Here is a 22,021-nt window from a genome sequence, read left to right as displayed (position 1 = left end):
CAGCCGCGGAACCGGCGGCTTAGCGTGCAGGCATGACAGCGGCGCCGAAGACCGAACCGACCGGACGGATGCTCATCGCCGGGGCGGCTGTGCGCGGTGCGGGCGCCGAGATCCGCGGATTCGACCCGACCGTCGGCACCGACCTGGAACCCGGGTACCGCTACGGGGACGCCTCGCACGTCGACGCCGCGTGCGCGGCGGCCGCCGGGGCGTTCGGGCCGTACCGCAGCACACCCGCCGACCTGCGAGCCGGGTTCCTCGAGGCGATCGCCGACGGCCTCGTCGCGATCACCGACGACGTCGTCGCCCGCGCGCACGCCGAATCGGGGCTCCCGCACGCGCGGCTGATCGGTGAGCTGGGCCGCACCTGCGGACAGCTGCGGCTCTTCGCCGCCGTGTTGCGCGACGGCAGCTGGAACGGTGTGCGGATCGACACCGCCCAACCGGATCGCACCCCGCTGCCCCGCCCCGACCTGCGCCAGCGCGCGATACCGCTGGGGCCGGTCGCGGTCTTCGGGGCGAGCAACTTCCCGCTGGCCTTCTCGGTCGCCGGCGGCGACACCGCGTCCGCGCTGGCCGCGGGATGCCCGGTGGTCGTCAAGGCGCACGACGCGCACCCGGGCACTTCCGAGTTGGTCGGCCGGGTGATCGCCGACGCGGTCGCCGCGGCCGGTTGCCCGCCGGTACGTTCGCACTGCTCAACCTCACGCAGGAAGCCGCCATCGCGGTGGTCACCGACCCGCGGATCAAGGCGGGCGGATTCACCGGTTCACGCGCAGGCGGGCTGGCCCTGATCGACGCCGCGGCACGCAGGAGGGAGCCGATACCGGTCTTCGCCGAGATGAGCGCGGTCAACCCGGTGTTCCTGCTCGACGGCGCGCTGAACGGTCACGGAGCCGACCTCGGGCGGGGGTTCGTCGGATCGCTCACCCTGGGCTCGGGACAGTTCTGCACCAATCCGGGCCTGGTCGTGGCGGTGGACGGACCCGGCCTGGACACGTTCGTCGAGGCCGCGCGCGAGGCCCTCGCCGAAACAGCGGCGACGGCGATGTTGACGCCGGGCATCGCGGCGCACTACCGCGCCGGAGTCGAGGCGCTGGCAGGTGAGGCGACGCTGATCGCCCGCGGATCGGCCGACGGCCCCGCGGCGGTGTCGTGCCGGGCGGCGTTGTTCGGCACCGACGCGGTCAGCCTGCTCGGATCGCCGTCACAACAGGCGGAGGTGTTCGGCGCCGCCGGCCTGATCGTGCGCTGCGCCGACTTCGAGCAGATGAAGACGGTCGCCGCAGGCGTCGAGGGACAGCTCACCGCCACCCTGCACGCGGACGAGTCGGATCACGATCGGGCCGCCGAACTGCTGCCGCTGCTCGAACTCAGGGCCGGCCGGATCCTGTTCAACGGCTGGCCGACCGGCGTCGAGGTCACCCACGCGATGGTGCACGGCGGACCGTTCCCCGCCACCTCCGATTCGCGAACCACATCGGTCGGATCCCGGGCGATCGAACGGTTCCTGCGCCCCGTCTGCTATCAGAACGCGCCGAAGGCGTTGCTGCCCAGCCCGATCGCGGACGGCAACCCGGACGGGCTGTGGCGCCGGGTCGACGGGGAACTCACCCGGGACTCAACGACAGCACGGTGATGTCCGGCGGTGCGCCGATGCGCACCGGCGGACCCCAGAACCCCGCGCCCCGAGTCACATACAGCTGGGTGTCGTCGACCGTGGACAGTCCGGCGAGCGCCGGTTGCACGGCGCTGACCGCGTAGTGGAACGGCCACATCTGGCCGCCGTGGGTGTGCCCGGACAGCTGCAGGTCCACCCCGCGCGCCGCCGCCTCGGACACCAGAACGGGTTGGTGCGCCAGCAGCACCGTCGGCCGGGCCGCGCCGAGGCCGGCCAGGGCACGATCCAGATCCGGCGGCTCGTTCGCGGACTCGCCGGCGAGGTCGTTGACCCCGGCCAGGTCGAACGCCGCACCGCCACGCCGGATGGCGGTGTTCTCGTTGCGCAGCGGCTGCACACCGAACCGCTCGAGCTCCCGCAACCAGGACGCCGTGTCGTCGACGAAGTACTCGTGATTGCCCGTCACGAAGAAGGTGCCTTCCCGAGACGCCAGGTCGCGCAACGGTTCCGCCGCCGCGCCGAGCTCCGCGACGGTGCCGTCGACCAGGTCGCCCACGATCGCGACCAGGTCGGGTCCGGCCTCGTTGATCATCCGCACGATGCGCTCGGTGTGCGCGCGTCCGGCCAGCGGTCCGAGGTGGATGTCCGACACCACCGCGATGCGGAATCCCGCGAACGCGGGGTCGAGCCGGCGCAGCCGGACCGGGACGTCCAGCACGTTCGGCGGCCCGATCGCGGTGGCGGCGCCGAAGCCGACCAGCCCGACCGACGCGGCGCCGGCCGCCGCCGCGCCGGCGCGGGCGAGGAACAGGCGCCGGTTCACTTCCGAGGACGGCGGATCCGGTTGCGCGGGTTCGGGTTCGGGTTCGTGGGTGGGCCGTCGCACCCAACCTCGCAGGGCCAGTCGGACCGGTTCCAGCACGAGCAGTGTCAACAGCAGGTAGGCGGCCAGTCCGAACCAGAGATATCCCGGCCAGGCGAACCACGCCGACTCCCGCACCCCGGCCACCCTGGGCAGGATCAGCGCCGCGAACAACAGGGTGAGGAGCCCGAGCAGGGCGGCGGTGAGGATCCGGCGGGCGCGCCCCGGCCGGGTGGTGTCCTTGACGAGCCGCTTCCACAGGTACAGATGGATCAGCGCGAGGATCGCGGCGAGGATGACGATGAACATGTCAGCCGGACAGGCTCCATCGCTCGGCCACGGCATTGAGTCCGTCGTCGGTGAGCCGCCCGAACAACCGCAGCCGCGCCATGCCGCCGTCGGGGAAGACGTCGAGCCGCGCTTCGGTCACCGGCCGCCCGGACTCGATGAGGAACCGGTGCCGCGTATCGGGTTGCAGCACCACCTCGTCCAGCAGGTCGAACCATTCACCGTCGGCGTCGCGGCCCCGCAACCGCGCGGAACCCGGCGCGTTGCCGAGGAAGTAGGACGTGTCGAGTTCGGCGAAGCTCGCCACGCCCTGCCCCGCCAACTGCACCTGCACCCAGTCGTTCCCGGCGTCGCGGCGCCGCGACGTCTCCCATCCGTCGCCCATGGTGCGCGCCGTGCCCGGCAGCAGCAGATTGTTCGGGGAGCTGTAGAACATGTTGGAGCAGCCCGTGATCCGCCCGCCGTTCTCCAACGCGGCCAGGTCGAGCGGCAGCTCGGCGAACTGCGGGTCGAGCAGGCCTTCGCCGTGCACCCGCAACCGGGCGACGCCGCCGTCGGGGTGGATCGACAGCCTCACATGGGACCAGCGCCGCCCGGAGGTCACCTCGAACGGGTTGCGGGTGTCCCCGTCGACGGGGCTGCGCTCGACGATCGTGGTCCAGTGACGCCCGACCAGTTCCGCGGTGGACGGATGGCCGGGAACGTAGGTGGCCTCGATGGACACCTCGGGCGGGTAGTTGCCGGTGAACCAGGCGGTGTCGACGACGACGCCACGCACGACGCCGGGCACACCGAGCCGCACGATCGCCGAATCGCAGGATTCCCGATCGGCGCCGCGGCTGCGCCGCGTCTCCCACCCGTCGTACACCTGCCCCTTGTGGCCGAAGGTCGCCGGCCGGTGCTCGGCCGGCGCCGGGATGATCAGGTTCTCCTTCTCGGCGAACAGTTCGTCGTTGGCCCACACCACCGCGCCGCCGGCCGCGCGGGAGGCCAGATCGGGGAGAGAGAGGAAATGTGACTGCGCGGTGCTCACTCGCGCAGCGTAGGTGAGGAGCTCACCAGTTGTGGTAGCCGCCTTCGGGGCCGAGCATCCGCTCCAACCTGCTCCGGTTGATCCGGGCGAGTTCGTTGCGGACCACCTTGCGCTCGGTCTCGCGGTCGTTGAGCAGGCGGTCGGTCATCGTGGCCAGCACGTCCTGCGCGCCGTAGCCGTTGACGCACATGACGAACCCGAACCCGAAGTGGTCGTGGTAGCGCCGCGAGGCGGCGCTCAACTGCTCCATCACCTCGGGCCGCTCGTCGAACACCGCGCACTGTTCGGCCGCGGACTTCTCGCTGCCGGGGCGGCGGCCGATGTCGGGATGGGCCTGCAGGATGGAGTCGATCGCGTCCTCGCACAGGCCGAACAGCAGCGCGTCGGCCTCCCGGAACAGCGCGTCGTGGCTGTCGTACGGCCGGCCGCGGGCCAGGTCGGCAGCCAGGGGCACGCTGTAGCAGCACTCGTAGACCGCGTGGACGGCCCGACGGATCGGCATGGCGTTGTAGGCCCCGAGGCCAATGCCCTGGTGCATCAGCATGGCCCCATGATCGGAGCGTCAAGCCACGACCGGGTTACGCCGTGTTACGGGCGCGATAATTTCTGTCCCCGGGGCTAGTGGGCCTCGGTCTTGAACCGCTCGAAGGAGCGCTGCACCTCGGCCTCGGCCGCCTCGCGGCCGGTCCAGTCGGCGGCCTTGACGTACTTGTTCGGCTCCAGGTCCTTGTAGTGGACGAAGAAGTGCTTGATCTCCTCGAGCACCTGTTCCGGGACGTCCGCGAGGTCCTTGATGTGATCCCAGCGCTTGTCGCCCGCGGGCACGCACAGCACCTTGTCGTCGCCGCCGGCCTCGTCGGTCATCTGGAACATCGCCACCGGACGGGCGTCGACGATGCAACCGGGGAACACCGATTCGGGCAGCAGGACCAGCGCGTCGAGCGGGTCGCCGTCCTCGCCGAGGGAATCCTCGATGAAGCCGTAGTCGGTCGGGTAGGCCATCGACGTGTAGAGGTAGCGGTCCAGCTTGAGCCGGCCGGTCTCGTGGTCGACCTCGTACTTGTTGCGTGATCCCTTGGGGATCTCGATGACGACCTCGAACTCCACCGCTGTCGGCTCCTTCGTCTGTGTACGCACCGGGGTCGTCGGGTGACGACGACGCGGGTCCACAGTAAACGAGCGATACGCTGCTGTTGGCGGGGTGGTTCGGTCACCTCATTCGACAGCAGGAGAGTTATGCGGCCCACCCGGTGGCGGCGATCGACCCACGTGCTGGTCGGGCTGGCGGTGGTGGTGCTGGTCGCGGTCCTCGTCGCGGTCGCCGCGGTGCTCACCACCGGCCGCGATTCGGATGCCCAGGCCGCCAGGCCGCTGCCGGCGCCCGCCACCGCGAACCCGGCGGTCGTGCCGGTCGCCGAATCCGCGCCCGTCCCGACGAACGCCGGTCTCGCCGCGGCGCTCGCACCCGCCCTGGCCGATCCGAACCTCGGTGACCTGGCCGGCCGCGTCACGGACGCGATGACCGGCGAGCGGCTGTGGGAGAAGCGCGCCGACGTGCCGATGCAGCCGGCCTCGACGAACAAGACGCTCACCGCCGCCGCGGCGCTGCTGACGCTGGACCGGGAGGCCCGCCTGACCACGACGGTGGTGGCCGGTGACCAGAAACGCGATCCCGGTCTGGTGGTGCTCAAGGGTGGCGGCGATCCGACACTGTCGGCGGCCCCCCGCGGCACCGACAGCTGGTACAAGGACGCCGCGCGGATCAGCGACCTCGCCGATCAGGTCCGGCGCAGCGGGATCGAACCGACCGCGGTGGCCGTCGACACGAGTGCATACGCGGGTCCGGAGATGGCATTCGGCTGGGATCCGCTGGACATCCCCGGCGGTGACATCGCGCCGATGGTGCCGGTCATGCTCGACGGCGGCCGCACTCAACCGGTCAGCGAGGAGTCGCGGCGTTCACCGACCCCGGCCGTCGACGCCGGGCGCGCGCTGGCCACCGCGCTGCGGATCGACCCCGCCTCGGTGACGGTGCTGCGGGGCCCGTACCGCGGCGGCAAGCAGATCGGCGCTGTGCAGTCGCCGCCGCTGATGGAACGGCTGCGCGTGATGATGAACCTGTCCGACAACGTCATGGCCGAGGCGATCGGCCGCGAGGTGGCCGCCCAACTGGGCCGGCCGCAGAGTTTCGACGAGGCCGCCAACGCGGTGCTCTCGGAGCTTCGTAAGGTCGGCGTCGACACCACGGACGCCCGGCTGTTCGACTCCAGCGGCCTGTCGGTCGACGACCGGCTGACCGCCCGGACCCTCGACGAGGTGGTCACGGCGGCCGCCGGCGACGACCACCCCGAGCTGCGGCCGCTGGTGGACCTGCTGCCCATCGCCGGGGGCAGCGGCACGCTGTCAAACCGCTACCTCGACACCGCCGCGGGCCGCCAGGCCGCCGGCTGGCTGCGCGCCAAGACCGGATCGCTGACCGGGACGAACTCGCTGGCCGGCATCGTCACCGACGCCCGCGGCCGAGTGCTGACGTTCGCGCTGATGTCGAACAACGCCGGCCCCACCGGGCGCACGGCGCTCGACGCCCTGGCGGCCACCCTGCGCGCCTGCGGATGCGGCTCGTGAACGCCTCGTCCGGTGACCTCACGGTGGGGCGAACGGTGGACTGGCGGTTCGCCGCCACCGTCGGCGCCCGGCTCGCCCGGCCCGGCCCGCCCGCCACCGACTACACCCGCCGCCAGGCCATCGAGCAGCTCGCCGCGGCGTCGCGCGAGGCCGAACTTCCCGTGCGCGAGGTGACCGGGCTCAACGAGGGCAACGCCGTCACCGAGGCGCGCATCGTCGACCGCCCCGGATGGATCCAGGCCGCGTCGCAGTCGATGCGGACGATGACGGGCGGCACGGACCGGCCGAGCAGCTTCCTGACCGGGCGCGTCACCGGCGCCCAGACGGGAGCGGTGCTGGCGTTCGTCGCGTCGGGGATCCTCGGCCAGTACGACCCCTTCGCGGACGGCGGCGGTGAACTGCTGCTGGTGTGGCCGAACGTGATCGCCGTGGAACGCCAGCTGCGGGTCTCGCCGGCCGACTTCCGGCTGTGGGTCTGCCTGCACGAGGTCACCCACCGCGTCCAGTTCCGCGCCAACCCGTGGCTGGCCGACCACATGTCGTCGGCGCTCGCGGTGCTGACCAAGGATGCCGGCGAAGACGTCACCGAGGTGGCCGCGCGGCTGGCCGAGTACGTGCGCAACCGGCGCGCCCACACCGATCCGAACTCGACCGGGGTGCTGGGCCTGATGCGCGCCGTGCAGGCCGAACCGCAACGGCGCGCACTCGACCAGCTGCTGGTGCTGGGCACCCTGCTCGAAGGACACGCCGACCACGTGATGGACGCCGTGGGCCCGGCCGTCGTGCCCTCGGTCGCCACCATCCGCGCCCGTTTCAACCAGCGGCGCGAGCGCAAACAGCCTCCCGTGCAGCGCATCCTGCGCGCGCTGCTCGGCGTCGACGCCAAGATCAGCCAGTACACGCGCGGCAAGGCGTTCGTCGACCACGTCGTGGCCGAGGTCGGGATGGAGCGGTTCAACACCATCTGGTCCGGGCCCGAAACACTGCCGCTGCCAACAGAAGTCGACGAGCCGCAGCGATGGATCGACCGCGTGCTGTAGCCGCGTTGCGCGCCGAGCTGGCCCGGTTCGCCCGTCGTCACCTGGCCGGTACGCAGCGTTGGTGCGTGGCGCTGTCCGGCGGAGCCGATTCGCTGGCGCTGACCGCGGTGGCCGCCGACATCCTGCCCACGGTCGCGCTGATCGTCGACCACGGGCTGCAACCGGATTCGGCGGCCGTCGCCGAGGCCGCCCGCGAGGCGGCGCTGCGGCTCGGCTGCACCGACGCGCGGGTGCTGCGTGTTCAGGTCGGTACCTCGGGTGGGCCGGAAGCCGCCGCCCGCACCGCCCGGTACGACGCGCTGCGCGCCGCACACGGGGGCGCACCGGTGCTGCTCGCCCACACCCTCGACGACCAGGCGGAGACCGTGCTGCTGGGGTTGGGGCGCGGCTCGGGTCCGCGTTCCATCGCGGGTATGCGGAGCTGCGACCCGCCCTGGTACCGCCCGCTGCTGGGGGTGCGGCGCGCCGAGACCGCCGCCGCGTGCGCCGAACTCGGGCTGCGGCCGTGGGTGGATCCGCACAACGCCGACCCCCGGTACACCCGCAGCCGGTTGCGCGCCGAGGTGCTTCCGCTGCTCGAGGACGTCCTCGACGGGGGAGTGGCCGCGGCGCTGGCCCGCACCGCCGCCGCACTGCAGGAGGACAACGACCTCCTCGACGCGCAGGCCGAGGCGGCGTCGGCCGAGGCGACCGTGGGCGCGGGGCTCGACACCGCGCGGCTGGTGGGGCTGCCCGCCGCCATCCGGCGCCGGGTGATCCGCAGCTGGCTGCTCGCCGGGGGCGCCCGGGGGCTGACCGACACCCAGATCCGGGGGGTCGACGCGCTGGTGAGCGACTGGCACGGACAGGGCGGGGTCGCGGTCCCGTCCGCCGCGGTGCGTGAGCGCCTGATCGCCGCACGTCGCGACGGGATGCTGACCCTGCATCGGGAGCCGGTGTAGAACAGCCGCGTTGGTTCCGGCCGCGACGGCATGGCACGCTGTGGGCGTGCCTGCGCAATCACCTGACCTGTACGAGGGCGACATCAAGTCAGTGCTGCTTTCGGAGGAACAGATCCAATCCCGCACGGCCGAATTGGCCGCGCAGATCGCCGAGACCTACCGCGCGGCCGTCGGGGAGAGCGGACAGGACCTGCTGCTGGTCACGGTGCTCAAGGGCGCCGTCATGTTCGTCACCGACCTGGCCCGCTCGATCCCGCTGCCGACCCAGCTCGAGTTCATGGCCGTGAGCTCCTACGGTTCGTCGACGTCGTCATCGGGGGTGGTGCGCATCCTCAAGGACCTCGACCGCGACATCAACGACCGCGACGTGCTGATCGTCGAGGACATCGTCGACTCGGGGCTGACACTGTCCTGGCTGCTGCGCAACCTGGCCACCCGGCAGCCGCGGTCGCTGCGGGTGTGCACGCTGCTGCGCAAACCCGACGCCGTCCGCGCCGACGTGGACATCGAATACGTCGGCTTCGACATCCCCAACGAGTTCGTCGTCGGGTACGGCCTCGACTACGCCGAGCGCTACCGCGACCTGCCCTACATCGGCACCCTCGAGCCGAAGGTCTACACCCACGACTGACCGGTGGTGTCCGATCAGGCCAGCTCCCAGATCACCGTCACGCTGAACCCGACGGTCTGCATACCCGGTTCCAGCGGCACCGCCATGGCCGCTTCGCCGCGCGGCATCGGGGTGGGTGGCGTCGACCCGGGGGACTCGGCGATCGAGATGACGTCGCCGAGGTCGAGGCCCGACAGCTGGGCGTACTGCTCGGCGCGGTTCTTGGCGTCGTCGAACGCGCGGGCGCGGGCATCCCGGATCAACTGGGAGTCGTCCTCGATCGAATAGTTGACCGAGTTGATGCGGGTGGCGTCGCCGCCGGTGCTGACGATCAGCGCCAGCGCCTGGGACGCCGAGCTGAGGTCGCGGATCTTCACGTCGATCGCGTTGCTCGCCCGGTATCCGATGATGTCGGTGCCGTCGGCGCCGAACTGCGGTTGCAGGCTGACCTGGGTGGTGTTGATGTCCTCGCGGGGGATGCCCGCGTCGACGAGTGCGTCGATCACCGCCTGCTGGCGTTCGCCGGACTGGTTCATCGCCCCGGTCACGTCGGCGGCGATCGCCTCCATCGCGACGCCGGCGGTCAGCGTGTCCGGGGCGCCCTGCACCTCACCGGAGCCGACGACGGTGACCTGCCGGGTGTCGGCGGACCCGCTCGCCGTCGGGCCGGAGGTGGCGTCACAGCCCGCCACGCCGGCCATTGTCACGCCCGCCGCGACGACGGTGAGCAACCGGGTCTTCGCGCGCGCAGAGATCGGCATGCCAGGCACCCTACCGTCAGGGGGTCACCAAGATCTTGCATTGCTCGTCGGGTCGTGACAGCGACGTGAAGGCGTCGCCGACCCCGTCGAGGCCGACCTCCGCGGTGATCAGCGGGGCGACGTCGATCGCGCCTTCGGCGATGGCCCGCAACGTCTCCGCGAATTCGGCGGGGTCGTAGGCGAACACGAACTGGATGGTGAGTTCCTTGGGCGCGCCGTAGAACGGCATGATCGTGTCGGGTTCCATGCACACCCCGGCCACCACCACCCGGGTGCGGGCGGGTGCGCGGCGCATGACGTCGTTGAGAATCCCGGGGGCCCCGACGGCCTCGAACACCACGGCCGGCGCGGCGCCCTCGAACGGGGACCGTTGCGCCGGGTCGACGGTCTCGTGTGCGCCCATGGTCTGCGCGAGCCGGCGTCGCGTCTCGGAAAAATCCGCGGCGACAACGTGTTCGACGCCGCGCAGGCGCAGCGCGGCGATGATCGCCATACCGATGGGCCCGCACCCCACGACGAGTGCGGACTCACCGGGGGTGATCGCGGATGCGTTCACCGCGTGCAGCCCCACAGCCATCGGCTCGGTCAGCGCGGCGTGCCGGGGGTCCAGGCCGTTCGGCACGGGCAGCAACAGCGGCGCGGACAGCAGCATGCGCTCGGCGTAGCCGCCGATCACATTGTTGGAGTACACGATCGGCGCCACGCCGGTCGCCGAGAGCAGCACGGGGATCGACGTCACGACCGTGCCGGGGGGCGGCGCGTCGGTGTCCGGGCCGGATTCGAGCACCTCGGCGGAGATCTCGTGGCCCATGAACACGTCGGCGGACAGGTCCACCGGCTCACCCAGATCGGGCATGCCCTCCATCTGCGCGCCGGCCGCCAACGCGTCCGCACCGTGCGCGGCGAAGTGCAGATCGGATCCGCAGATGCCGCAGGCCTTCACCGCGACCAGCACCTGCCCGGTGCCGGGGACGGGTTCGGGCACATCGTCGCGCAGCACCATCCCGCCGCCGCGCAGCACCGACGCACGCACTACCGCTGATCCGTCTTCAACTCGTCGGTGTGTTCGGTGATCGCCTTGACGATCGCGTCCCCGGCCCGGCCGAGCAACTGGTCCCGCATGCCCTTGGCCCAGTCGTGCGAAGCGCGGGGCGCGGTGAGCTGACCCTTGAAGTGCGGCATCACCTTTCGGGCGAACAAATCGTAGGAGTGGTAGGTGGCCTCGGGTGAGGCCCAGTCGTGGCCGAGCAGCAGCAGCGTCCCGAACCCGCCGGACTTCTCCAGGAGATCCTCGATGTAGGCGATGGCATCGTCGGGGGTGCCGATGCAGCAGTTCCCCTGTGCGGCGTACTCGGTGACGAACTCGCGCGGTGAGCGTTCCCCGTCGACGCTGTTGGACAGCGGGACGAAACCGGCCGCGCCGAAGTAGTTGGCGAAGTCCGCGAGTCCGTAGGTGCAGTCGTCGATGGCCTGGTCGCGGGTGTCGGCCAGGTGCATGATCGACAGGACCCGCCAGTTGTCCCGGTCGGGTTCTGGCCGGCCGGATTTCGCCGCCTGGTCGACGACGACCTGCCACGTCGACTCGAGTGCGGCGAATCCGCCGGGCACCGACATCGACAGTGACAGCAGCGACGTGCCGAGCGCCCCGGCCAGCCTCGGACCGGACGGCGAGATCATCGCGGCGGTGGAGATCTCGGGATACGGCCACGTGTAGGGCCGGATGTGCAACTGGGCGTCGCGCAGCGTGAACCAGTCGGTCTCACGGGTGATGCGTTCGGTGAGTTCCGCGCGGAACAGCGCGAGGATCGCCTCGAGCGACTCCTGCATCATGCGGCGCTGTTCGACCGGGTCCAGGCCCATCATGTAGGCGTCCGACGGGAGCGCACCCGGGCCGGTGCCGAACATCACGCGGCCCCGGGTGAGGTGGTCGAGCAGCACCCACCGGTCGGCGACCATGAGCGGATGGTGGTAAGGCAGCGACACCACCCCGGTGCCGAGGCGGATGTGCCTGGTCCGCTCGGCGGCCGTGGCGATGAAGACCTCCGGGCAGGCGATGAGTTCGTAACCGCCCGAATGGTGTTCGCCGAACCACGCCTCGTCGTAGCCGAGGCGGTCGAGGCGGACCACCCGTTCGAGGTCATATTCCAGTGCGACGGTGGGTGATTGGCCCACCGGGTGGAACGGGGTGATGAACACCCCGAAGTTCAGCGGTGTGCGGCTCATGACAGCTCCAATCCGGACAGGTGTTCCAGCAGCAGGGCGTTGACCTCGTCGGGGCGTTCCTGCTGCAGCCAGTGGCCGGCGCCGTCGAGAAGCACCTCGCGGTACTCGCCGGTGACCAGGTCGGTGACCCGGTGGCGCGGGGTGAAGCTCAGCACCGGGTCGGCGCTGCCGGCGATGAACAGCGTCGGCACCGTGACCGTCGGGGCCGGGGTGGACTCGGTCAGTTCCCAGTTGCGGTCGAAGTTGCGGTACCAGTTCAGGCCGCCGGTGAAGCCGGTACGGGTGAACACGTCGGCGTAGTGGTCGAACTCCTCCTGGCTCATCCACTCCGGCAGCGGCGGCAGCGGGTGGTCGGCCAGGTCGGGGGCCGGGGCGCTGAACCCCTCGAGTGCCAGCATCCGCTGCAGCGACTGACGCGGGTCGCGGCCGAGGTCCGCGTCGGCCACCCCGGGCTCCTGGAAGTAGAGGATGTAGAAGAAGTGGTCGCCGAAGGTCTTGCGCCAGATCTGCGTCGGTGGATCCGAGGCGCGCGGGACCGGCGGCACACTCAGGTTCACCATGCCCGCCACCCGGTCGGGGTACAGCAGTGCGAAGTTGGTGACGACCGGTGAGCCCCAGTCGTGGCCGACCACGGCCGCCCGTTGCGCGCCGACGTCGTCGAGGAGGCCCGCGAGGTCGCCGGTCAGCGCGACGATGTCGTAGTCGTCGATCGCGTCGGGGCGGGTCGAGCCGCCGTAGCCCCGTTGGTCCGGGGCGATGACGTGGTAGCCGGCCTCGGCCAGCACCGGGATCTGGTGGCGCCACGAGTACGCCAGTTCCGGGAAGCCGTGCGCGAGCAGGACGACGGGCGCTCCGCGCTCACCGGCCTCGACGACGCGCAGGCGGACGCCGTTGGTGTCAACTAACCGTTCGGTCGATGTGATCACGGTCTCACCCAAGCACAGCGCCGCCGCGATCGGAAGGGTCTGGTCACGACCGTGTCCAGTTCCCGCAAGCCTCCGGCAAGCCGTCGGACTTCATCGATCGTTCCCTCCGGCAAGCCGTCGGGAACAACGCGACGTTGGTCTAGCGGTAGCCTGAACTAATCCCAGCTGCACGTATCGGAAGGACGTGGCCCGGCAGGCGCTTTTGCGGGCCTAGGAGAAGATGAACCGGAAAAATGTGATCCGCACGCTGATCGTGATCGCGGTCGTGTTGTTGCTGGGTTGGTCGTTCTTTTATTTCAGTGACGACACCCGCGGATACAAACCCGTCGACACCTCGGTGGCGATCGCCCAGATCAACGGCGACAACGTCAAGAGCGCCCAGATCGACGACCGCGAACAGCAGCTCCGCCTGGAGTTGAAGAGCGGCAACGGCGACACGGAGGACAGCGACAAGATCCTCACGAAGTACCCGACCGGGTACGGGGTGACGCTGTTCGAATCGCTGCAGGACAAGAACGCCAAGATCAACACGGTGGTCAACCAGGGCAGCGTGCTGGGGTCGCTCCTCATCTACATGCTCCCGCTGCTCCTGCTGGTCGCGCTGTTCGTCTTCTTCTCGCGGATGCAGACCGGCGGGCGCATGGGCTTCGGCTTCGGCAAGTCCAAAGCCAAGCAGCTGTCCAAGGACATGCCCAAGACCACCTTCGCCGACGTCGCGGGCGTGGACGAGGCGGTCGAAGAGCTCTACGAGATCAAGGACTTCCTCCAGAACCCGTCGCGCTACCAGGCGCTGGGCGCCAAGATCCCCAAGGGCGTGCTGCTCTACGGTCCGCCCGGGACCGGTAAGACCCTGCTGGCGCGCGCCGTCGCCGGCGAGGCCGGGGTGCCGTTCTTCACGATCTCGGGTTCGGATTTCGTCGAGATGTTCGTCGGTGTCGGCGCCTCCCGCGTGCGCGACCTGTTCGAGCAGGCCAAGCAGAACAGCCCCTGCATCATCTTCGTCGACGAGATCGACGCGGTCGGCCGCCAGCGCGGCGCCGGTCTCGGCGGCGGCCACGACGAACGCGAACAGACGCTGAACCAGCTGCTCGTCGAGATGGACGGTTTCGGCGATCGCCAGGGCGTCATCCTGATCGCCGCGACGAACCGCCCCGACATCCTCGACCCCGCGCTGCTGCGGCCGGGCCGCTTCGACCGGCAGATCCCGGTCACCAGCCCCGATCTCGCCGGCCGGCGCGCGGTGCTGAAGGTGCATTCAGCGGGTAAGCCGATGGCCGGCGACGCAGACCTCGACGGGCTGGCGAAGCGCACCGTCGGCATGTCCGGCGCCGACCTCGCCAACGTCATCAACGAGGCCGCGCTGCTCACCGCACGCGAGAACGGCACGGTCATCACGGGTCTGGCGCTCGAGGAGGCCGTCGACCGCGTCGTGGGCGGACCTCGCCGCAAGAGCCGCATCATCAGCGAGCACGAGAAGAAGATCACCGCCTACCACGAGGGTGGCCACACCCTGGCCGCCTGGGCGATGCCCGACATCGAGCCCATCTACAAGGTGACGATCCTCGCGCGCGGCCGCACCGGCGGTCACGCGGTCGCCGTTCCCGAGGACGACAAGGGTCTGATGACCCGCTCGGAGATGATCTCCCGGCTGGTGTTCGCCATGGGCGGGCGCGCCGCCGAGGAGCTGGTGTTCCGCGAGCCGACCACCGGCGCGGTGTCCGACATCCAGCAGGCCACCAAGATCGCCAGGGCGATGGTCACCGAGTACGGCATGAGCAGCAAGCTCGGCGCGGTGCGGTACGGCACCGAACACGGCGATCCGTTCCTCGGCCGCACCATGGGCACGTCGTCGGACTACAGCCACGAGGTCGCGCAGATCATCGACGACGAGGTCCGCAAGCTCATCGAGGCCGCCCACACCGAGGCGTGGGAGATCCTCACCGAGTACCGCGACGTCCTCGACACGCTGGCCGGTGAGCTCCTCGAGAAGGAGACCCTGCACCGCGTCGAACTCGAGGCGATCTTCGGCGACGTCAAGAAGCGTCCGCGCCTGACGATGTTCGACGACTTCGGTGGTCGCGTCCCGTCGGACAAGCCGCCGATCAAGACGCCCGGCGAGCTGGCCATCGAGCGCGGCGAGGAGTGGCCGCAACCCAAACCCGAACCCGCGTTCAAGGCGGCGATCGCCGCGGCCAGCAAGGCCGCGGAAGAAGCCGCCCGGACGAACGGGTCGAACGGATCAAACGGGTCCAACGGGTCGCCGAACGGCGCGCCCAACGGTGTGACGCAGCCCGACTACGGCGCCCCCGCCGGCTGGCATGCGCCCGGCTGGCCGCCGCAGCAGCAGTCCGGCCAGCAGGGCGGCTACTGGTATCCGCCGCCACCGCCGAACCCGGGCTGGGGTGAACCGCCCCGGCAGCAGCAGGCCTACCCGCCGTACCAGCAGCATCACCCCCAATCCGGGCACGGACCGCAGGGTGGCAACCCGCCGCGCGATCCGCAGCAGGAGCGGGGCCGCGACGGCGACCGCCCGAACCCACCTGCGCAGCACTGACAACTTCACAAGGGAGGCCTCGATGACGCGGTCGTACGATTCGGCCACGATCAAGATCGCCGATTTCGACCAGGCGCGTGCGGAGGCCGCGGTGCGCGAACTGCTGATCGCGGTCGGGGAGAATCCGGACCGGCACGGTCTGGTGGACACCCCGGCGCGGGTGGCGCGCGCCTACCGGGAGATGTTCGCGGGGCTCTACACCGATCCCGACGACGTCCTCAACACGACGTTCGACGAACAGCACGACGAGATGGTGCTGGTCAAGGACATCCCGATGTACTCCACGTGTGAACACCACCTCGTGGCGTTCCACGGGGTGGCGCACGTCGGGTACATCCCGGGCGTCGACGGCCGGGTCACGGGTTTGTCGAAACTCGCACGGGTGGTCGACCTGTACGCGAAGCGCCCGCAGGTCCAGGAACGGCTGACCGCCCAGGTCGCCGACGCGCTGATGCGCAAACTCGATCCCCGCGGTGTGATCGTGGTGATGGAGGCCGAGCACCTGTGCATGGCCATGCGCGGCATCCGCAAACCGGGCGCCACGACCACCACGTCGGCGGTCCGCGGTCAGTTCAAGACCGACAAAGCTTCGCGGGCCGAGGCGCTGGATCTGATCTTGCGCAAGTGAGCGCATCCGCGGTGCAGGTGATGGGGGTCGTCAACGTCACCGACGACTCCTTCTCGGACGGGGGCCAGTTCCTCGACCCGGGTCACGCCGTCGCGCACGGGATGGCACTGGCCGCCGAGGGGGCGGCGATCATCGACGTCGGCGGCGAATCGACCCGGCCCGGCGCCACCCGGGTCGACCCCGACATCGAATCGGCCCGCATCATCCCGGTGGTGGAGGCGCTCGCCGCGGCCGGCATCACGGTCAGCATCGACACGATGCGCGCCCGGGTGGCCGCCGACGCCCTGGAACACGGCGCCGCGATCGTCAACGACGTGTCCGGCGGCCGGGCCGACCCCGACATGGCGCGGGTGGTCGCCGAGGCGCGGGTGCCGTGGATCCTCATGCACTGGCGGTCGGTGGCCGCCGACCGTCCGCACCAGGTGCCGGTGTACGGCGACGTGGTCGGCGAGGTCCGCGCCGAACTGCTCGCCAGCGTCGACGCCGCGGTCGCCGCGGGCGTGGACCCGATGAACCTGGTCATCGATCCGGGCCTCGGCTTCGCCAAGACCGGACAACACAACTGGGCGCTGTTGCACGCGCTGCCCGAGCTGGTGGCGACGGAGATCCCGGTTCTGGTGGGCGCCTCGCGTAAACGGTTCCTCGGCGCGCTGCTCGCCGACGCGTACGGGGCGGTCCGTCCCCCCGACGGACGGGAGACGGCCACCGCGGTCATCTCCGCACTGGCCGCGCTGCACGGTGCGTGGGGTGTGCGGGTACATGACGTGCGCGCCTCGGTGGACGCCCTGAAAGTGGTGGGCGCCTGGCAGGGAGGTGGGCAGTGACCGACCGGATCGAACTGCGCGGGCTGAGCGTGCGCGGCAACCACGGTGTCTTCGACCATGAGCGCCGCGACGGGCAGGACTTCGTGATCGACCTGACGGTGTGGCTGGACCTGACGGCCGCCGCGGCCAGCGACGACCTCGCCGACACCGTGGACTACGGCGGGCTGGCGCAGCGCGCGCACGACATCGTCGCCGGTCCGCCGCGCAATCTCATCGAGACCGTCGCGGCGGAGATCGCCGAGGATGTGATGACCGACGAACGCATCGAGGCCGTCGAGGTGGTCGTGCACAAACCGGAAGCGCCGATCCCGCTGAGTTTCGCCGACGTCGCGGTGGTGGCGCGCCGGACGCGCGGACGTGAGGAGCACTGATGGCAAGAGTCGTGCTGTCGATCGGATCCAACGTGGGTGACCGCCTGGCCCGCCTGCAGTCCGTCGTCGACGGTCTTGGGGAGGCGGTGCGCGCGGTGTCACCGGTCTACGAGACCGAGGCGTGGGGCGGCGTCGAACAGGGGGCGTTCCTCAACGCGGTACTGATCGCCGACGATCCCGACCTCGACTGCCACGGGTGGCTGCTCCGCGGTCAGCAGTTGGAGCAGGACGCCGACCGCGTCCGCGGCCAGCGGTGGGGGCCGCGCACGCTGGACGTCGACATCATCACCTGCCACGACGGGGACGCCGAAGTGCGTTCCGCGACTGCGGAGCTCACGCTGCCGCATCCGTACGCGCATCTGCGGGCGTTCGTGCTGATGCCGTGGCTGGCGGCCGAACCCGATGCGACGTTGACGGTGGCGGGCACGACGCGGCCCGTCGCGTTGTGGCTCGAGGAACTCGACCCCGCCGAGCGCACCGGTGTGCGGCTCACCGACCTGGCACTGCGCACGGAGATCCCGGCCGACTGATGGGCCCGACCCGTAAACGCGACCTCGCGGCCGCGGTGGCCCTCGCGGCCATCGTCGGGTATTTCGCCGCACTGCTCGCCTATCCGCGGCTGTTCCCGCCGGTCACCCTGTGGACGGGGCTGTCGCTGCTCGGTGTCGCCGTCGCGATCGCGGCGTGGGGTGTCAACGTGCGCAACAAGATCCGCGACGGGGAGATCGGCGACGGACCCGGCCGCCTGCACCCGCTCGCCGTCGCCCGATCGGTCGTGATCGCCAAGGCGTCCGCCTGGGTCGGCGCCCCGGTTCTCGGCTGGTGGGCGGGCGTCCTCGTGCAGATCCTGCCGCAGCGGGGCGCACTGCGGGCCGCCGGTGAGGACACCCCGGGTGTGGTGATCGCCGCGGCCAGCGCACTGGCACTGATGATCGCCGGTCTGTGGCTACAGAATTGCTGCACATCGCCACCGGAACCACCCGAGGATCCCGACGCGCAGTCGGGCTGAACAGCGCCGCAAGGCGGGCGGTCGAATCGCCGCGCGGGTCGACACGCTCGACGACCTGTGGCGGGTACAGTCGGCCCATGACTGTCCTGCCCCGCGGACCGCGCGCCCGGCGCGGCAATCGCAGGCCGGGCTGGATGCTGCTGACAGTGTTGCTGGTGCTGGCGATCCTGGCAAGTTCTGCGCTGGTGTTCACCAACCGGGTGGAGTTGCTGAAACTCGCTGTCATCCTGGCGTTGTGGGCGGCGGTGGCCGCGGCTTTCGTCTCGGTGATCTACCGACGGCAAAGTGATCACGACCAGGCCAAGGCGCGCGATCTCAAACTCGTCTACGACCTCCAACTGGACCGCGAGATCTCCGCGCGCCGCGAGTACGAGCTGACGGTGGAGACGCAGCTGCGCCGCGAGCTGGCCAACGAACTGCAGGCGCAGGCGGCCGACGAGGTGGCCGCGCTGCGCGCCGAACTCGCGGCCCTGCGCACCAATCTGGAGATCCTCTTCGACGCCGATCTCGCACACCGGCCGGCGATCGAACACGACCGCACCACCGTGCGGGCCTACAGCGATTGGGCGCCCGACGCCGAGACCACCGGCCGCGTCAGCAGCAGCCGGCTCGACGACATGCTGCGCGACGCCGACGCCGACGAGAGTGAGTCGCGCACCGAGGAAAGCCCGATCATCGACGTGCCCGCCGAACCGCAACCGCCCGAACCGGAACCGGCCCCGGCGTTCGGCGGGGCGCACCGCCGACCCTCGGAAGCCGAACCTCAGAGCGAGGAGCAACCGCGTCGTCGCCGGCGCCGCGCCGAGGAGGCGCCCCCGCCGACCCCGCCAACCCCCGAGCCGACGCCCGAGCCCGACCTCGAACCGGAGACCGATCCGGGTATCTCGCGGTTGTCGGAGGTGCCGGCCTCCTGGGAGCGGCCCACCCCGCCGCAGGCACCCGAACCCGAACCCGCACCGGCGGCCGGCTGGCAGCCGGCGCCCGCCGAGGGACAGTGGATCCCGGCCGGCGCACCAGGCAGTCACTGGGTGGCGCCCGCGGCCGAGGAGCCGCCGTCGGAGTACGTCGGACGACGCCGCGCCCAGGAGCCCCCGGTGACCCCACCGCAGCCGGAGCCGCGCCGCGGTAAGCACTCCGCACCGGGTGACGACGGGGAGACCGACGCCGCCGCGCCGGCCGTCGGGCCCGTGCAGGGTCCGCAGGAGACGGCCGAAGAGGCCCACGCCCGGCGGCGCCGCAGCCTCGAGGACACCGGCGGGCAGTCCGTCGCCGAACTGCTCGCGCGGCTGCAGGCCAACCCCACCGGCGGCGGTCGTCGGCGCCGCGAGCCGTGAGCTAACCTTCTAGCGACCGTCCGGTACCCGAGCCGCAGGGACCGGAACGTAACGAGAACTCGAGACTTGCGAGGTCGCCTGCAATGGAGCAGCCCCCAGCACCGTCGTGGGGTCCGCCCGACGGCCTGCGTCCGGCCCGTTTGTCGGTCGGCGTCATCTCCGCCGGCCGGGTGGGCACCGCCCTGGGCGTCGCACTCGAGCGCGCCGGCCACATCGTCGTCGCCTGCAGCGCCATCTCCGGAGCGTCCCGCGAGCGCGCCCGGCGCCGCCTGCCCGACAGCGCGGTGATGCCGATCCACGACGTCGCGAGCCGTGCCGAGTTGCTGCTGCTGGCCGTTCCCGACGCCGAACTGGCCGCGGTGGTCTCGGGTCTGGCGGCCACCGGCGCGGTCCGGCCGGGCGTGATCGTCGCCCACACCTCCGGTGCGAACGGGGTCGGTGTCCTGGCACCGCTGAGCGAGCGGGGGTGCATACCCCTGGCCATCCACCCGGCCATGACATTCACCGGCGCCGACGAGGACATCGCCCGGTTGTCCGACGCGTGCTTCGGGGTGACCGCCGCCGACGACGTCGGTTACGCGATCGCCCAGTCGCTGGTGCTCGAGATCGGCGGCGAGCCGTTCCGGGTGCGCGAAGACGCCCGCCCGCTGTACCACGCGGCGCTGGCTCACGCGGGCAACCACGTCACCACGGTGATCCTCGACGCGGTCGAGGCGCTGCGTTCCGCCCTGTGGGGGCAGGAATTGCTGGGCCAGGAACTGGTCGGGGACGCACCGGGCGGGATCGCCGAGCGGGTGATCGCCCCGCTGGCCAGGGCGTCGTTCGAGAACGCGCTGCAGCGCGGCCAGGCCGCCCTGACGGGTCCGGTGGCGCGCGGTGACGCCGCCGCGATCAGTGCGCATCTGCACGCGCTCGCCGAGGTGAATCCCGAACTGGCAGAGGCGTACCGGACCAACTCGCTGCGTACCGCACAGCGAGCTCACGCGTCCGACGACGTCTTCGCGGCCCTGGCGGGGCGGTCATGACCGCACGCAGGCCGACACCATTCGCCAAAGGCGAACTCAACGTCTACCGGACTCCCCGCGACGTCGGCGATGTGGCCCGCGCGTTGCGCACCACCGGACGCCGTGTCGTGCTCGTCCCGACGATGGGGGCGCTGCACGAAGGTCACCTGACCCTGATTCGGGCCGCCAAGCGGGTGCAGGGCGCGGTCGTCGTCGTGTCGATCTTCGTCAACCCGTTGCAGTTCGGCGCGGGGGAGGACCTCGACGCCTATCCCCGCACGCTCGACGACGACCTCGCCGCGCTGCGCGCCGAGGGTGTCGAGATCGCGTTCACGCCCACCGTCAGCGACATGTATCCCGACGGCACCCGGACGTCGGTGCATCCCGGCCCGCTCGGCGATGAACTCGAAGGTGCCTCGCGCCCAGGGCATTTCGCGGGTGTCCTCACCGTGGTCTGCAAGCTGCTGCAGATCGTGCGGCCCGACCGGGCGTTCTTCGGCGAGAAGGACTACCAGCAGCTGGTGCTGATCCGGCAGATGGTCACCGACCTCAACATCGACACCCAGATCGTCGGGGTGCCGACCGTGCGCGAGGCGGACGGGCTCGCGCTGTCCTCGCGCAACCGCTACCTCGACGAGGTCGAGCGCGAACACGCGGGCGCCCTGTCGGCCGCGCTGCTGGCCGGGATGTACGCCGCGTCCAGCGGCGCGGACGCCACGCTGGACGCCGCGCGGGCCGTGCTCGACGAGGTCCCCACCATCGAGGTCGACTACCTGCAGGTCCGGGACCCCATGCTGGGTCCGGCGCCGCACGAGGGGGCGGCCCGCCTGCTGGTGGCGGCGCGTCTCGGGTCGACCAGACTGCTCGACAACATCGCCGTCGACATCGGCGCCTCGGGCGGTATCGACGGCCACCCCCGCGTCGGCTCACCCGACCACCAATTGCCCTGGAGAAACTGATGCTTCGCACGATGCTGAAATCGAAGATCCACCGAGCCACCGTCACGCAGTCCGATCTGCACTACGTCGGTTCGGTCACCATCGACGCCGATCTGATGGACGCCGCCGACCTCATCGAAGGCGAACAGGTCACGATCGTCGACATCGACAACGGCAACCGATTGGTGACCTACGCGATCACCGGTGAGCGCGGCAGCGGTGTGATCGGGATCAACGGCGCGGCAGCGCATCTGGTGCATCCCGGCCACCTGGTGATCCTGATCGCCTACGGCACCATGGAGGATGCCGAGGCGCACGCGTACCGGCCGCGGGTGGTCTTCGTCGACGCCGACAACAGGCAGGTCCACCTCGGCACCGACCCGGCCCTGGTGCCGGACAGCGCCGCCGGCCTGATGTCGCCACGGTAGC

The 22,021-nt window shown here is 70.9% G+C and carries 22 protein-coding genes and 1 pseudogene; 15 read left to right on the top strand and 8 right to left on the bottom strand.

What is annotated here, in order from left to right; all coding sequences use genetic code 11:
* The first annotated feature begins 32 nt into the window (after nt 1-32).
* Nucleotides 33-1,639 (top strand): annotated as a pseudogene (locus AU196_RS01345) (aldehyde dehydrogenase (NADP(+))).
* On the opposite strand, the gene AU196_RS01340 reads toward AU196_RS01345, so the two are convergent.
* The 4 genes from AU196_RS01340 to AU196_RS01325 all read right to left on the bottom strand — a co-directional run bounded on the left by AU196_RS01340 (nt 1,611) and on the right by AU196_RS01325 (nt 4,911).
* A complete protein-coding gene (locus AU196_RS01340) occupies nt 1,611-2,792 on the bottom strand; it encodes a metallophosphoesterase (protein ID WP_059093274.1) in 1,182 nt (393 codons plus the stop codon). The pseudogene AU196_RS01345 and the gene AU196_RS01340 overlap by 29 nt on opposite strands.
* 1 nt (nt 2,793) lies before the next feature.
* Nucleotides 2,794-3,804, bottom strand: a complete 1,011-nt coding sequence (gene alc, locus AU196_RS01335; protein WP_059093273.1) for an allantoicase — start codon at nt 3,802-3,804, stop codon at nt 2,794-2,796.
* A gap of 22 nt (nt 3,805-3,826) precedes the next feature.
* The gene (locus tag AU196_RS01330) at nt 3,827-4,348 is read right to left on the bottom strand and encodes a 2-oxo-4-hydroxy-4-carboxy-5-ureidoimidazoline decarboxylase (protein ID WP_059093272.1); all 522 of its coding nucleotides are present in this window, start codon (nt 4,346-4,348) and stop codon (nt 3,827-3,829) included.
* Between the two features lie 74 nt (nt 4,349-4,422).
* On the bottom strand, nt 4,423-4,911 hold the full coding sequence (locus tag AU196_RS01325; RefSeq protein WP_059093271.1) for an inorganic diphosphatase: 489 nt from the start codon (nt 4,909-4,911) through the stop codon (nt 4,423-4,425).
* A gap of 129 nt (nt 4,912-5,040) precedes the next feature.
* On the opposite strand from AU196_RS01325, the gene dacB reads away from it, so the two are divergent.
* Genes dacB through hpt form a run of 4 tightly spaced genes read left to right on the top strand, consistent with a single transcriptional unit; the run spans nt 5,041 to nt 9,041 of the window.
* A complete protein-coding gene (dacB, locus tag AU196_RS01320) occupies nt 5,041-6,429 on the top strand; it encodes a D-alanyl-D-alanine carboxypeptidase/D-alanyl-D-alanine endopeptidase (RefSeq protein WP_059093270.1) in 1,389 nt (462 codons plus the stop codon).
* The gene (locus AU196_RS01315) at nt 6,417-7,469 is read left to right on the top strand and encodes an Rv3626c family coenzyme F420 biosynthesis-associated protein (RefSeq protein ID WP_059093269.1); all 1,053 of its coding nucleotides are present in this window, start codon (nt 6,417-6,419) and stop codon (nt 7,467-7,469) included. Before dacB ends, AU196_RS01315 begins: the two co-directional genes overlap by 13 nt.
* A complete protein-coding gene (tilS, locus tag AU196_RS01310) occupies nt 7,448-8,410 on the top strand; it encodes a tRNA lysidine(34) synthetase TilS (protein ID WP_059093268.1) in 963 nt (320 codons plus the stop codon). The genes AU196_RS01315 and tilS overlap by 22 nt, the downstream gene beginning before the upstream one ends.
* Nucleotides 8,394-9,041 (top strand): hypoxanthine phosphoribosyltransferase, encoded by a 648-nt coding sequence (gene hpt, locus AU196_RS01305; RefSeq protein WP_059093267.1) that lies wholly within the window; start codon nt 8,394-8,396, stop codon nt 9,039-9,041. Before tilS ends, hpt begins: the two co-directional genes overlap by 17 nt.
* Before the next feature lie 14 nt (nt 9,042-9,055).
* Here the strand turns inward: hpt and AU196_RS01300 are convergent, their stop codons facing one another.
* From AU196_RS01300 to AU196_RS01285, 4 genes are read right to left on the bottom strand one after another with little or no spacing between them, the layout of a single operon-like run.
* Nucleotides 9,056-9,781, bottom strand: coding sequence for an SIMPL domain-containing protein (locus tag AU196_RS01300; protein WP_059093266.1), 726 nt, complete (start codon nt 9,779-9,781; stop codon nt 9,056-9,058).
* Nucleotides 9,782-9,797: 16 nt separating this feature from the next.
* Nucleotides 9,798-10,814: a zinc-binding dehydrogenase gene (locus tag AU196_RS01295; RefSeq protein ID WP_059093265.1), complete on the bottom strand. Its 1,017-nt coding sequence runs from the start codon at nt 10,812-10,814 to the stop codon at nt 9,798-9,800.
* Entirely contained in the window at nt 10,814-12,004 is a 1,191-nt protein-coding gene (locus AU196_RS01290; RefSeq protein WP_059093264.1) for an LLM class flavin-dependent oxidoreductase, read from the bottom strand. The genes AU196_RS01295 and AU196_RS01290 overlap by 1 nt, the downstream gene beginning before the upstream one ends.
* On the bottom strand, nt 12,001-12,930 hold the full coding sequence (locus tag AU196_RS01285; protein ID WP_197415665.1) for an alpha/beta fold hydrolase: 930 nt from the start codon (nt 12,928-12,930) through the stop codon (nt 12,001-12,003). The genes AU196_RS01290 and AU196_RS01285 overlap by 4 nt, the downstream gene beginning before the upstream one ends.
* A gap of 220 nt (nt 12,931-13,150) precedes the next feature.
* Between AU196_RS01285 and ftsH the strand changes: the two genes are divergently transcribed.
* The 10 genes from ftsH to panD all read left to right on the top strand — a co-directional run bounded on the left by ftsH (nt 13,151) and on the right by panD (nt 22,020).
* A complete protein-coding gene (gene ftsH / locus AU196_RS01280) occupies nt 13,151-15,484 on the top strand; it encodes an ATP-dependent zinc metalloprotease FtsH (protein WP_059093262.1) in 2,334 nt (777 codons plus the stop codon).
* A 22-nt stretch (nt 15,485-15,506) separates the two neighbouring features.
* Nucleotides 15,507-16,112, top strand: a complete 606-nt coding sequence (gene folE / locus AU196_RS01275) for a GTP cyclohydrolase I FolE (RefSeq protein WP_059093261.1) — start codon at nt 15,507-15,509, stop codon at nt 16,110-16,112.
* On the top strand, nt 16,109-16,936 hold the full coding sequence (folP, locus tag AU196_RS01270; protein ID WP_059093260.1) for a dihydropteroate synthase: 828 nt from the start codon (nt 16,109-16,111) through the stop codon (nt 16,934-16,936). The genes folE and folP overlap by 4 nt, the downstream gene beginning before the upstream one ends.
* The gene (gene folB, locus AU196_RS01265) at nt 16,933-17,307 is read left to right on the top strand and encodes a dihydroneopterin aldolase (RefSeq protein WP_059093259.1); all 375 of its coding nucleotides are present in this window, start codon (nt 16,933-16,935) and stop codon (nt 17,305-17,307) included. Before folP ends, folB begins: the two co-directional genes overlap by 4 nt.
* Nucleotides 17,307-17,837, top strand: a complete 531-nt coding sequence (gene folK / locus AU196_RS01260) for a 2-amino-4-hydroxy-6-hydroxymethyldihydropteridine diphosphokinase (RefSeq protein ID WP_059093258.1) — start codon at nt 17,307-17,309, stop codon at nt 17,835-17,837. The genes folB and folK overlap by 1 nt, the downstream gene beginning before the upstream one ends.
* Nucleotides 17,837-18,316: a DUF3180 domain-containing protein gene (locus tag AU196_RS01255; protein ID WP_059093257.1), complete on the top strand. Its 480-nt coding sequence runs from the start codon at nt 17,837-17,839 to the stop codon at nt 18,314-18,316. Before folK ends, AU196_RS01255 begins: the two co-directional genes overlap by 1 nt.
* Nucleotides 18,317-18,393: 77 nt before the next feature.
* The gene (locus AU196_RS01250) at nt 18,394-19,650 is read left to right on the top strand and encodes a DUF6779 domain-containing protein (protein ID WP_059093256.1); all 1,257 of its coding nucleotides are present in this window, start codon (nt 18,394-18,396) and stop codon (nt 19,648-19,650) included.
* 83 nt (nt 19,651-19,733) lie between these two features.
* Nucleotides 19,734-20,675 (top strand): Rossmann-like and DUF2520 domain-containing protein, encoded by a 942-nt coding sequence (locus AU196_RS01245; protein ID WP_059093255.1) that lies wholly within the window; start codon nt 19,734-19,736, stop codon nt 20,673-20,675.
* Nucleotides 20,672-21,613: a pantoate--beta-alanine ligase gene (gene panC, locus AU196_RS01240; RefSeq protein WP_059093254.1), complete on the top strand. Its 942-nt coding sequence runs from the start codon at nt 20,672-20,674 to the stop codon at nt 21,611-21,613. The genes AU196_RS01245 and panC overlap by 4 nt, the downstream gene beginning before the upstream one ends.
* On the top strand, nt 21,613-22,020 hold the full coding sequence (gene panD / locus AU196_RS01235) for an aspartate 1-decarboxylase (protein WP_059093253.1): 408 nt from the start codon (nt 21,613-21,615) through the stop codon (nt 22,018-22,020). The genes panC and panD overlap by 1 nt, the downstream gene beginning before the upstream one ends.
* Nucleotide 22,021: the final 1 nt, after the last annotated feature.

The sequence above is a fragment of the Mycobacterium sp. IS-1742 genome (assembly GCF_001500125.1).
Classification (GTDB): Bacteria; Actinomycetota; Actinomycetes; order Mycobacteriales; family Mycobacteriaceae; genus Mycobacterium.
The sequence above is the reverse complement of the archived record's forward strand: the minus strand, read 5'-3'. Positions and strand labels throughout refer to the sequence as shown.